The following is a 13,235-nucleotide window of genomic DNA, read 5'->3' on the forward strand; positions in this document are numbered from 1 at the left end:
AATTAACCGGTGATTTTTTTGATAATCTCAGCCTTGGCAGTATCATAATCATTCTGACTAATCAGATTTTGCTCCAGCAATGTTTTCAGTTGCGCGAGCCGCGCAGTTAAATCTGAAGATCCGTTTTCAGTACTACCGGCCGGTGCAGTCTGTGCAGCCACCGTTCCGGTCAGGCCTGAAGTCATCACAGTGGCTATATTCATACCGGCAGCCAGTCCGGCACCAATTCCGGCAATACCGCCTTCATTCTCCGCTGCCAGCGGAATAGCCTGTGCAGTCTGATACTGGGTGTAACGTGCTATATCCCCGACAATACCCATGCCGATACGCTCATCCAGACGCTTTTGCAGATTTTCCGGCAGAGTAATGCTTTCCACAGTAAATTTTTCCAGCTCCAGTCCGAGCTCTGCAAAAGCCGGTTTTAGTAATGTGATCATTTGCTGTGACAGCATTAGCTGGTTAGCAGCCATATCCAGAAAAGGAATAGAAGAATTGCCAAAAGCAGTGGCCATCTGAGTAATGACCAGATTACGCAACTGCTCTTCCAGTGTTTCAGTTCGGTATTCTTCACAGACACCGCTTACTTCACGAAAGAAAACTGCCGGCTGGGCAATGCGAAAAGTGTACATGCCAAACGAGCGTACAGCGATGGCGCCAAAATCACTGTCGCGAATGGTAACTGGCTGTGCAGTCCCCCAGCGTCTGGATAATTGCTGACGCAGATTGAAAAAATACACATCCGATTTAAATGGAGACTGAAATAATTTACTCCAGTTTTTCAGATTGGTGAGTAAAGGCAGATTCTGGGTATTAAGGGTAAATGTTCCTGTACCAAACTGATCTGCAATCTGACCTTCATCCACAAAAAGAGCAGACTGTGCTTCACGCACCACCAGAGCAGCACCATTCTGAATTTCCTGATCCTGTAAGGGAAACCGCCACATTAATACATCCGGGTCAGGATTTTCCCACTGGATAACGTCAATAAATTGTTTCTTAATGAAGCCACCCAGACCATTACTGCCAAAAATTGAATTCATTACCATTGTTCGTATCCAGTTTAAATAAAGTTAATTTTTAACTTAATGCTGCAGCATTGAGAATACCGATAGCCACAGACAAACCAAAAAACAGAATTCCGACTGCAATATTATTATTAACCAGTTCCTGATTAGCTTTAGGTATCAGCAGGGTAGCAATCAAATACACCAGAATCTGAATAATCATGGCTGCTATGCCCCAGATAATAAAACTGACCAGATTAACTGATTGCAGCATACTGGAAGTCAGAGTGATGCAAAAACCAATCATTGAGCCGCTCAGCGAAACAGCACAGGCAATATTCCCTTGTTTAATTAATTTCAGCTCAGCTACAGGAGTAATACGCATATATAACAAAGCAAATGCGATTAGCATGGACAGCGCCACCGCAAAATATTTTAAATATTGGAGATATTGCAATAAAGGAATTGTCATTATTTATTATCCCGATTATTTCTGATGTTAAACATACCGTATAATAATTATTTTGTATAGTGTTGAATTTACTTTATTATGCAGAAATTTAACATCTGAATATAACTGCTGCCTTATCAGTATATACAGTTTAGTCAGACAGGATGCCTCACAGCAGCCTGTGCCTGAAGCAGACAAAATGAATAAAAGGATAAATGGTGAATCCTGCTTTAATTGTATCGGTATTTGTGGTAGCCAGCTGCGGTCTGGCATATGAACTGATTATTGCTGCTCTGGCCAGTTATCTGCTTGGTGATTCGATACTTCAGTTTTCTTCAATTATCGGCGTGTACATGTTTGCGATGGGTATCGGTGCACATATGACACGCTATATCAGGGACAAAGATGCATTAAGCCGTTTTATTGATATCGAAATTCTGGTGGGTATCGTTGGCGGTATTTCTGCGCTGCTGCTGTTTGTTCTGTTTGGTTTCTCTGAGACACCTTTTCGTTCGATACTGTACGGAATGGTGCTGACCATTGGTATTGTTACCGGAATGGAACTGCCACTGGTCATGCGGGTACTCAATTTGCGGGAAGTTGAATTTAAAGAAGTTGTTAGCCGGGTGCTGACTTTTGATTATCTGGGTGCACTGGCTGTTTCCCTGCTCTTTCCTTTGATTCTGGCACCCAAACTCGGTATGGCCAGAAGTGCTCTGCTGTTCGGTATTCTGAATACGATTGTTGCATTATTAACTGCGCGATTATTTAAAAGAAACTTACGCCGCTACCGCAGCCTGTATCTGCGCGGTAATGTAGTTCTGCTTATTCTGATTCTTCTTTTCTGCTATGCCAATAAAATTACCGATAAGGCAGAACAGCATTATTTCGGCGATCCGGTCGTATACAGCACAGCCTCTCCTTACCAGCGTCTGGTCATTACAAAATGGCATAATGATACCCGTTTATTTATCAACGGCAATTTACAATTTTCTTCAATAGATGAAGCCCGTTATCACGAAGCACTGGTCTTGCCTGTAATGGAACAGAATCCTCAGACTGCCAGTGTTCTGATACTGGGCGGCGGTGACGGACTGGCTGCTCGTGAAGTACTGAAATACCCTCAGGTTAAGCAGGTTACTCTGGTCGATCTGGATGCCAGCATGACTAAAGTATTCCGTAACTCTACTCATTTGCGCCAGCTAAACCAGAATTCACTGAATAATCCGAAAATGCATATTATCAATGCGGATGCGGCACAGTGGCTGGAACACAATCAGCAGAAATTTGATGTAATCATTATCGATTTTCCCGACCCGTCTAATTTTTCTCTGGGCAAGCTGTATTCAGTTCCGATGTACCGGATGGTTGCACAGCATCTAAATCCGCTGGGCAATATCGTAGTGCAGTCCACTTCACCTTATTTTGCCCCGAATGCGTTCTGGTGTATTGTGAACACGCTGGAAACGGCCGGCTTAAAGACTCTGCCTTACCATGTTTATGTTCCGTCATTCGGTGAATGGGGTTATGTAATGGCAAATCAGAGCGGTGAATTTCTGATTCCTGATCATTATCAGGTAACAACACGCTATCTGGATGCCGATAGTACAAGAGAAATGTTTATTTTTCCGAAAGATATGCAACGCCGCTCTGTTGAACCCAATCATCTGAATACACAAAAGCTGGTAGAGTATTTTGAGGCTGACTGGCGCGCTGTCATGCGCTAAAGGAATAGCAGAAATGAAAATCAGTCGTCGCCGTTTTCTCAACCATGTACTCGGTGCCAGTATGGTAGGTTTAACCGGCTATGAGGCATGGCGCTATTTCAGACCCGGGCAACCGCCAGTCAGTATAGATTTTCCCGGTAAGGCAACCGGCCATGCTATTCGTGATGCTCGTATAAATGTCCCGGCAGAGATACCCGGATTCAGCGTGAATACTGTGATTGTCGGCAGCGGGGCGGCAGCTCTGGCTGCGGCGTGGCAATTATCCAGACAAGGCATGCAGGATTATATTTTACTTGACGGTGCTGAACGCAATGGCAATAACCGCGGCGAACAGCAGTTTGGCGTAAACTATCCGACCGGAGCCCATTATCTGCCCCTGCCTTCGCCTGAATCAGAACATATTCGCGAACTACTTAGTGATTTACAGCTCTGTCAGCATGGTGTCTATGATGAGCGGGCTTTACTTCAAGTACCCAATGAGCGTCTGTTTTATCAGCAGCAATGGCAGAACGATTTACTGCCGCATACAGATGCCGACAGTAAACGCTTTTTTCAGTTTATACACAGGCTCAGTAGTCAGCGTGGTACAGATGGTAAGCGTTTATTCACTATTCCGCTTGATTTAGCCAGCATGGATAGCCAATGGCGCCGTCTGGAAAAAATAACATTTGCTGACTGGCTTGAGCAGCAAAACTATCGTTCGCCGACATTTTTGTGGTATCTGGACTATTGCTGCCGTGATGATTACGGACAAGGTATCAGACAAATCAGTGCCTGGGCAGGTTTGCACTATTTTTGCGCGCGCGGTAATCAGCAAAATGAGCATGGCACAATAATGACATGGCCTGATGGTTTGAATGAACTGTCACAACGGATACGCACATTCTGCCGCCTGCATCCGGCAACCAGTCTGGCGGATATTAGTTTGCCGCGCACTCAGCCATATAGCATCAATGCCTTTGCTGTTTCAATTGAGGAGCATAATCAGGGTGTTCGCCTGCTTATCTGTACAGAGCGGCAACAATATTACTGGCTCGAGGCTCAGCATGCTGTATGTGCCATGCCACTTTATATTGCAGCTCATGTGGTTAAAGATATTCAGCAGTACGGATTCAAACCGGATATCCATATGCCGCAATATGCACCATGGATAGTGGCAAACTTTCTGCTGCGTGGTTTTCCGGCAGAACGCAAGGGCAGCAAACTCGCCTGGGATAATATCCTCTATCAGGGAAAAGGACTGGGTTATGTGGTGGCAACCCACCAGCAAATCCGGCAGGGGCCACCAGCCTATACCTCATTTACCGCCTATACTGCACTGAATCATGATACCCCTGCTAATGTGCGCCGCTGGATGCTGTCTGCATCAACCGATGAAATTTATCAGTGTGCGGCCGCAGAACTCGAGCAAATCTATGGAGTTAAACTACGCCGGCGTATGTTGCAGGCGCGTTTAAGTTTACGTGGTCATGCCATGGCTGTACCGCAACCGGGCTATCTGTCCAATCAGGGTTTACAGTCACTGCGTACTTATACCGGTCGCTTACAGTTTGCACACAGTGATTTATCCGGTTATTCGATTTTTGAAGAAGCCTGCTACTGGGGTAAACGTGCGGCAGTTCAGATACTGGCACAACACTAATATGCGGTATCAGAACAAACAGCCTGCTGCCAGAAATATGGCAGCAGGCTGTTTGATTCAGATAACAAAGTTTCTAAACTTCAAGATAATCCATAATACTTTGTGCCGCATCACGACCCTCGGCAATAGCAGTAACCACCAGATCAGAACCACGGGTAATATCACCACCGGCAAAAATTCTGGGGTTGGCTGTCTGCTGTTTATATTCACCACAGGTCTGAATCCGGCCGCGTTCATCCACAGTAACACCAACACTGTTTAACCAAGGCATACTGTGCGGAGCAAAACCAAACGCCACAATCACCGCATCGCAGGCAATCACTTCTTCACTGCCGGCAACAATTTCAGCACGCCGGCGCCCGCGTTCATCCGGCGCGCCCATTATGGTTTTTACTACCTGAATACCGCTTACTGTACCATCAGCATCAGTCACTACTGCCTGTGGCTGCACATTGAATTTGAACTGAACACCTTCTTCACGCGCATTATTGAATTCTTTTTTTGATCCGGGCATATTGGCCGCATCGCGGCGATAGGCACAGATAACCTCTTTTGCCTGCTGACGTAAAGCTGTACGCACACAATCCATGGCAGTATCACCACCGCCAAGAACCACTACGCGTTTATCGGCCATAGAAACATAATCTTTACTGGGAATATTCAGCAAATGTTCGGTATTGCCGATTAAATAAGGTAATGCCAGATAAACACCAGCGGCATCTTCATTTTCAATACCTGCACGCAGCCCCTGATAAGTACCTACACCCAGAAATATCGCATCATACTGCTGTTCCAGTTCTTGCAGGGTAACATCTTCACCTACTGTTACCCCCAGTCTGAACTCAATACCCATATCAGTCAGTACATGACGGCGGCGCATCATCACTTCTTTTTCCAGTTTAAAAGCCGGAATACCGAAAGTCAGTAAACCGCCGATTTCTGTCGCCCGTTCGTAGATCGTAACATCCACACCATTGCGAATCAGTACATCGGCACAGCCCAGCCCGGCCGGACCGGCACCGACTACCGCCACTTTTTTGCCTACTTTTTCCACCTTACTGATATCAGGATGCCATCCCTGTGCAAAAGCCTGTTCAGTAATGTATTTTTCAATGGCTCCAATCGTAACAGCTCCGAATTCAGCATTCAGCGTGCAATCACCTTCACACAAGCGGTCTTGCGGGCAAACCCGTCCGCAGACTTCCGGCAGACTGTTGGTAGAGTGTGCCAGTTCAACTGCTTCGATAATTCTTCCTTCATTGGCCAGTCGCAACCAGTTGGGAATATTATTGTGTAAAGGACATTTATTCTGACAGTACGGATTACCACAGGCCAGACAGCGGTCTGCCTGGGCAATAGCCTGTGCAGTAGTAAACGGCTGATAAATTTCCGCAAACTCATGCCGACGTACAGTCAGCGGTTCTTTCGGGGGATCCACACGCGGCACATCAATAAACTGATAAACATTTTCGCGTTGACTCATCTGGTGTTCCTTGCAATATTTCTAATTATTTCTGCATTATCCGGCGGGCTTACTGGGTCACTGCACGCAGTTCTGTAACTGTACGCGGCTTATGTCCCAGTAACGCATCAACATCATTGGCTTTCGGTTTAACCAGCACAAAACGGCTGACATAATTATCCCATTCTGCCAGAATGCGCTCCCCTAACGGACTGTGGGTATTCTCTACATGCTCGGCAATTAACCCGCGCAGATTTTCCTGATGCATAGTTAATTCGCTGATATCCAGTCCTTCCACCAGCTCCGGATTAATCCGCTGTTTAAAGCAGCCGTCTACATCCAGTACATAGGCAAAGCCACCGGTCATACCGGCACCAAAATTAATTCCGGTTTTACCGAGTACGCATACCACACCACCAGTCATATATTCACAGCCATTGTCACCAATGCCTTCTACGACCACCGTAGCGCCGGAATTGCGCACGGCAAAACGTTCACCGGCCTTACCGGAAGCAAATAGCTTGCCACCGGTAGCACCATACAGACAGGTATTGCCGATAATTGTCGTGTCTTCAGGACGGAAAGCTGTGCCGCCGTGCGGATGAATCACAATTTTGCCGCCGGCCATACCTTTACCCACATAATCATTGGCATCCCCGGTGAGATATAAATTTACAGTTCCGGCCAGCCATACGCCAAAACTTTGTCCGGCTGTTCCGGTCAGATAGATATCAAAACGCTGAGGTACGTGACCACGATTACCGTAAGTTTCTGCAATCCGGCCGGACAATGAGGCACCTACTGAACGGTCGGTATTATTAATATCATAATTTAATTCAACATCCTCACCGCTTTGTATCGCATCACCAATATCCTGCATGATGGTACGGTTAAGGCGTCCCGGATCAAACGGAGGATTGGTCTGAGTACAGTAGCGTGAGCTGCCATCCGGTACTTTCGGGGAATACAGCAGCTTGCTCAAATCCAGCGTACCTTGTTTAGGCGTAATTCCGGAAACAATTTCCAGTAACTCAGTACGGCCGATTAAATCCGTTAACTGAGTTACACCGAGCTGCGCCATAATTTCGCGTACATCCTGTGCGATGAATTTGAAATAATTCATTGCTTTCTCAGGCAGGCCGTGGAAATGTTCATGGCGCAGAGTATCATCCTGTGTCGCTACACCGGTAGCGCAGTTATTCAGATGGCAAATGCGCAGATAGCGGCAGCCCAGTGCAATCATCGGTCCGGTACCAAAACCAAAACTTTCAGCCCCCAGAATAGCTGCCTTCACAATATCCAGCCCGGTTTTCAGACCACCGTCAACCTGTAAGCGCACTTTATGGCGCAGATTATTTTCTACCAGAGCCTGCTGAGTTTCAGCCAGACCCAGTTCCCACGGGCTGCCTGCATATTTCACACTGGTTATCGGACTGGCACCGGTACCGCCGTCATAGCCGGAAATAGTAATCAGATCCGCATATGCCTTAGCCACACCGGTAGCAATCGTACCCACACCCGGTAAAGACACCAGCTTAACTGAAATCAGCGCACGCGGATTAATCTGTTTCAAGTCAAAAATCAGCTGTGCCAAATCTTCAATTGAATAAATATCATGATGCGGTGGCGGTGAAATCAGCGTAGACCCGGGAACGGCAAAGCGCAGCTGAGCAATGTACGGAGTCACCTTATCGCCGGGTAACTGACCACCTTCGCCCGGCTTGGCACCCTGTGCCACTTTAATCTGAATAACATCTGCACTCATCAGATAAGCCGGTGTTACACCAAAACGGCCGGAAGCCACCTGTTTAATCCGTGATACCCGTTCAGTGCCGTAGCGGTTCGGATCTTCGCCACCCTCTCCTGAATTGGAGAAACCGCCCAGACGGTTCATCGCAGTAGCCAGCGCTTCATGCGCTTCCGGACTCAGTGCACCGATAGACATTGCCGCACTGTCAAAGCGCTTATACAGATTTTCTGCTGCTTCTACCTGTTCCAGTTTAACCGGCGTTGCATTATCAGTTTTCAGACGCAGCAAATCTCGCAGCATAGCAGGCGGACGGTGGTTAACTGCATCTGCATAGCGACGGTAACGGCTATAGTCTCCGGTATTTATGGCCGCCTGCAATGTATTCACCACCTCAGGATTATAGGCATGATACTCACCCTGCGGCTTGTATTTCAGATAACCGCCGATTTCCAGTCCGCGGCTTTTCTGCCACGCACGCTTGTGAAGCCATCTGAGCTCATCATCCAGCTGGGCAAATGTTGCACCTTCAATCCGGTTAATCATATTCTTAAAGCATAACTGCATCACTTCGTGATGAAAGCCCACTGCTTCAAACAAACAGGCACAACGATAGGAAGAAATCGTTGAAATACCCATTTTGGAGATGATTTTATACAGCCCCTTATTAATACCATTGCGGAAATTCAGCATTACCTGCCGTAATGGTTTGGTAATTGCACCAATGCTAACCATTCTGGCCAGACTTTCATACGCCAGATACGGATACACTGCCGTGGCACCCAGACCAATCAGTACCGCAAAATGGTGCGGATTACGTGCCGAGGCAGTTTCAACAATAATATTGGCATCACAGCGCAAATTGGTTTCAACCAGACGCTGCTGAATAGCACCGACACTGAAAACAGCAGGAATAGCAATAGCATTCCGGCTGACATTGCGGTCTGATATCACCAGCAGAACAGCACCGTTTCTCACAGCAGCCACGGCTTCATCGCATAAATGTACCAGCGCTTCCTGCAAACTGGTTTCATTCGGGTTATAGACAGCATCCAGATGATGATGCTGATAATGCTCAGCTGATAACTGCAATAACTGCTGCATATCAGAGTACAGCAATACTGGTGATTTAAAATTCACCCGGTGTGACATTCCCTCAGCCTCAAAAAACACACTCATTTCGCGCCCGATACAAGTATTCAGGCTCATCACATGTTTTTCGCGCAAGGGGTCAATCGGCGGATTGGTTACCTGAGCAAAATACTGACGGAAATAGTCGTACAGTACCCGCGGCCGTTGTGACAACACCGCAAATGGCGTATCGTCACCCATTGATCCTACCGGTTCCTGCCCGTTTTCTCCCAGTATCCGCACTACATTTTCCAGCTCTTCCATATCATAACCGAACAGTTTCTGGTAAACCAGCAACTGGTCTGCTGACAAACTGGAGGTACCGGCCTCTTCATCCGGCAGTTTTTCAAACGGAATCAGCGATAATACATTTTTATCCAGCCATTCTTTATACGGATGCCGGGTTTTCAGCTCAGTATTGATATCCGCTGAATGCATCAGCCGGCCTTCACGCGTATCAATCACCAGCAACTCACCCGGTCCGACACGGCCTTTTTCCAGTACTTCATCTGGTGCGTAATCCCAGATACCTACTTCAGAGGCAATCGTAATCAGTTTATCCTGAGTAATAACATAGCGCGCCGGCCGTAAACCATTTCTGTCCAGCGTACAGGCCGCATAGCGGCCGTCACTCAGTACAATACCAGCCGGACCGTCCCATGGTTCCATATGCATGGAATTAAAATCGTAAAATGCACGCAAATCCTCATCCATATCCGGATTGTGCTGCCATGCCGGTGGTACCAGCAGACGCATAGCCCGGAACAAATCCATACCGCCGTTCACAAACAGCTCCAGCATATTGTCCAGAGAGCTGGAATCCGAACCGGTTTCATTTACAAACGGCGCAGCAGTCTGCAAATCGGGAATCAGCGGAGTATGGTATTTATACGAGCGTGCGCGCGCCCAGGCACGATTCCCTGAAATAGTATTAATTTCACCATTATGTGCCAGATAACGGAATGGCTGAGCCAGCTGCCAGCGTGGCAATGTATTGGTTGAAAAGCGCTGGTGAAACAGACAAATAGCACTTTGCATGCGCAAATCAGCCAGATCAGGATAAAACCGCGGCAAATCCTTGGGCATACACAGCCCTTTATAAATCATCGTCTGATTGGATAAGCTGCAAATATAAAAATCACGATGATTAATCCGTTTTTCAACACGCCGGCGAGTCATAAACAGCCGCCGTTCCAAATCACGCGGCAGCCAGCCGGCAGGCGCATTAACAAACACCTGCTGAATATAAGGCATATCCGCCAGAGCAATGGAACCAAGCATTTTCGGATTGGTGGGAACAGGCCGCCAGAATGAAATATTCAGCGTTTCACGGGTCAGTTCTTCCTCAATTATTGCTTTATATTCTTCTAGCAAAGCCTCATCACGGGGAAAGAAAATCATCCCTACGGCAAAGTTTTTGGCCAGCGTAATTCCTTCTTCTTCGGCAACAGCCTGAAAGAATTTTTTCGGCATTTGCAGTAACAGGCCACAACCATCACCTGTTTTGCCATCCGATAAAATCGCACCGCGATGCTGCATGCGTGACAGCCCAAGAATTGCGGTACGCACCACCTTATGGCTGGCTTCGCCTTCAATATTGGCAATCAATCCAAAACCGCAGTTTTCTTTTACCAGAGAGTGGTCGTATAAGCTGGACATCGGGAAACCTCATTTGCTGCACTAACTGCAAAGCACAAATTAATTAGACAAGGTAACAAACATACAAAAATTTACCTATAAGCGTCAAAACCTTTTTTCTCCGGCACCGCAAAAAAAACTCTGTGATTTCATTTAAATTTAGATTAAATCACTACGATAATCCGTTTTACTGCGTATAAAAATGGAATTGAGTACAATATCTGCTATTTTTCACCAATTTAGAGATAATTAATAATAACTGCCTAAACAGCCAAAAAAAATTGCCAAAAGCACAAATTATGCTATTGGCAAATTATTTTAATTGAGAATAATAATCAATTATTATTCTAATTCAACAATATAAAATTATCTGATTTAATTATTTCCGGCTTTAAATATAAAAAAACAGGCGCATCCTGTTTTTTTACTTTTCGGCTATAATAAATAAAAAAGGGAGATGCCGGCATCTCCCCGATAAATATTATTCATTAACGACACCCGCATGTTCAGCCTGAACATCAGCATGATAACTGGAGCGTACCATGGCACCAATGGCACCATGCTTAAAGCCCATCTCGTAAGCACGCTTTTCAAACTCCTTAAACTGCTGCGGCGTAACATAACGCAATACCGGCAAATGGCTGTTACTTGGCTGTAAATACTGGCCGATAGTAATCATTTCCACATCATGAGCACGTAAATCCTGCATAACTTCCAGAATTTCCTCATCACTCTCTCCCAGCCCTACCATCAGACCGGATTTGGTTGCCACTTCCGGCCTTAATGCCTTGTACTGTTTCAGCAGTTTCAGTGAATGCTGATAATCAGCTCCGGGGCGAGCCTGCTTATACAGGCGCGGTGCGGTTTCCAGATTGTGATTCAGTACATCCGGCGGTGTCTGTGCCAGAATATCCAGCGCAGTATCCAGACGGCCGCGAAAATCAGGCACCAGCACCTCAATCTGTGTATGCGGGCTGGACTCGCGAATGGCAGTAATGCAGTCGGCAAAATGCTGTGCCCCGCCATCGCGTAAATCATCACGGTCAACCGAAGTAATCACCACATAACGTAAATTCATTGCTTTCACTGAAGCAGCCAGATGCGTTGGTTCCTGCGGATCAAGCGGATTAGGACGTCCATGTCCCACATCACAGAACGGACAGCGGCGGGTGCAGATATCACCCATAATCATAAATGTTGCCGTACCCTTGCTGAAACATTCTCCAATATTCGGGCAGCTGGCTTCTTCGCATACAGTATGCAGCTTCTGCTCACGCACAATGCTTTTAATTTCAAAAAACTTCTGGCTGCTTGGCAGTCGTGCCCGTATCCATTCCGGCTTTTTCAGTTTTTCTTCCAGCGGCACAACCTTAATCGGAATGCGCGCAGTTTTTTCCGCACCTTTATGTTTTACCCCTTGGCTGTTATCTTGATTCATAGTACAACTTTCTGTGTAGATTTCCGCTCAGGCGGCGGTGCATTCAATTCTAAAGTCAGGTAGCCGGTTAAACGCTCAGCCACATCGGCCAGCTCAGGACAGGGCTTAACAAAATCCGCTATCTGGGTCATATGCAAACCGGCATAACCGCACGGATTAATATGTGTAAACGGAGTCAGATCCATATTCACATTCAGTGCCAGCCCGTGATACACCGCGCCTTGTTTAATACGCAGACCAAGCGAAGCAATTTTCTGCCCGTTCACATAAACACCGGGACGTTTCGGATCATTTACTGCTGTGATTCCGTAATCAGCCAGCGTTGCAATAATACTGTTTTCCAGCCGGCTGACCAGTTCGCGCACAGTAATATGCCGGCGCTTGAAATCAATCAGCGTATATACCACCAGCTGCCCCGGACCGTGATAAGTGACCTGTCCGCCACGGTCAATCTGCACTACCTCGATATCATCATGCACCAGAATATGTTCGGGCTTACCAGCCATACCCTGAGTAAACACCGGCGGATGTTCAACTACCCATAATTCATCTTCAGTATCAGCTGTACGCTGTGCAGTAAATTCCTGCATAGCCGCAAAAACCGGCTGATAGGTGCGTAAACCCAGCTGCACCACTTTCATAGTACAACTTTCACCATCGGATGGCTGCTTAAAGCACGATAAATATTATCCAGCTGTTCCTGATTTTCAGCACGAACCACCACCGTTGCACTAATATAATTACCCTTACTGCTCGGACGGGTATTAATATTTTCTGCCGCTGTATCCGGTGCATGCTGCTGCACCAACTCCAGCACTTTAGCCTCAAATTCCGGATGCTGTGCACCCATTACCTTAATCGGGAAATCCAGCGGAAATTCAATAATACTGGTTTTCAGATTATCACTCATTTCTGTACCTTTCCTGTCTGCTCACGTTTGTACCATGTAAATCCCATGCAAAACAGGCTTATTCACGTAAATTTTTTTAATCCAA

General features: G+C 46.6%; 9 protein-coding genes. 2 read left to right on the forward strand and 7 right to left on the reverse strand.

Annotated elements, in window-relative coordinates; genetic code table 11:
- Window positions 1-2: 2 nt before the first annotated feature.
- Together H3U73_RS07165 and H3U73_RS07170 are read right to left on the reverse strand one after the other, a co-directional pair.
- Entirely contained in the window at window positions 3-1,046 is a 1,044-nt protein-coding gene (locus tag H3U73_RS07165; RefSeq protein WP_084551306.1) for an SPFH domain-containing protein, read from the reverse strand.
- Window positions 1,047-1,077: 31 nt separating this feature from the next.
- The gene (locus H3U73_RS07170; protein WP_025330045.1) at window positions 1,078-1,476 is read right to left on the reverse strand and encodes a DUF350 domain-containing protein; all 399 of its coding nucleotides are present in this window, start codon (window positions 1,474-1,476) and stop codon (window positions 1,078-1,080) included.
- A gap of 194 nt (window positions 1,477-1,670) precedes the next feature.
- Between H3U73_RS07170 and H3U73_RS07175 the strand changes: the two genes are divergently transcribed.
- Window positions 1,671-3,182, forward strand: coding sequence for a polyamine aminopropyltransferase (locus H3U73_RS07175; RefSeq protein ID WP_084551304.1), 1,512 nt, complete (start codon window positions 1,671-1,673; stop codon window positions 3,180-3,182).
- Window positions 3,183-3,195: 13 nt separating this feature from the next.
- Entirely contained in the window at window positions 3,196-4,824 is a 1,629-nt protein-coding gene (locus tag H3U73_RS07180; RefSeq protein ID WP_084551302.1) for an FAD-dependent oxidoreductase, read from the forward strand.
- A gap of 73 nt (window positions 4,825-4,897) precedes the next feature.
- Here the strand turns inward: H3U73_RS07180 and H3U73_RS07185 are convergent, their stop codons facing one another.
- The 5 genes from H3U73_RS07185 to H3U73_RS07205 all read right to left on the reverse strand — a co-directional run bounded on the left by H3U73_RS07185 (window position 4,898) and on the right by H3U73_RS07205 (window position 13,150).
- Entirely contained in the window at window positions 4,898-6,307 is a 1,410-nt protein-coding gene (locus H3U73_RS07185; RefSeq protein ID WP_084551300.1) for an FAD-dependent oxidoreductase, read from the reverse strand.
- Between the two features lie 49 nt (window positions 6,308-6,356).
- Window positions 6,357-10,823, reverse strand: coding sequence for a glutamate synthase large subunit (gltB, locus tag H3U73_RS07190; protein WP_037475329.1), 4,467 nt, complete (start codon window positions 10,821-10,823; stop codon window positions 6,357-6,359).
- 460 nt (window positions 10,824-11,283) lie between these two features.
- Window positions 11,284-12,240: a lipoyl synthase gene (lipA, locus tag H3U73_RS07195; RefSeq protein WP_078474798.1), complete on the reverse strand. Its 957-nt coding sequence runs from the start codon at window positions 12,238-12,240 to the stop codon at window positions 11,284-11,286.
- The gene (gene lipB, locus H3U73_RS07200) at window positions 12,237-12,881 is read right to left on the reverse strand and encodes a lipoyl(octanoyl) transferase LipB (RefSeq protein ID WP_198190269.1); all 645 of its coding nucleotides are present in this window, start codon (window positions 12,879-12,881) and stop codon (window positions 12,237-12,239) included. Before lipB ends, lipA begins: the two co-directional genes overlap by 4 nt.
- Complete coding sequence (locus H3U73_RS07205) at window positions 12,878-13,150, reverse strand: YbeD family protein (RefSeq protein WP_198190270.1); 273 nt, start codon at window positions 13,148-13,150, stop codon at window positions 12,878-12,880. Before H3U73_RS07205 ends, lipB begins: the two co-directional genes overlap by 4 nt.
- Window positions 13,151-13,235: the final 85 nt, after the last annotated feature.

This window comes from Snodgrassella sp. W8124 (assembly GCF_016100875.1).
GTDB classification, from domain to species: domain Bacteria; phylum Pseudomonadota; class Gammaproteobacteria; order Burkholderiales; family Neisseriaceae; genus Snodgrassella; species Snodgrassella alvi.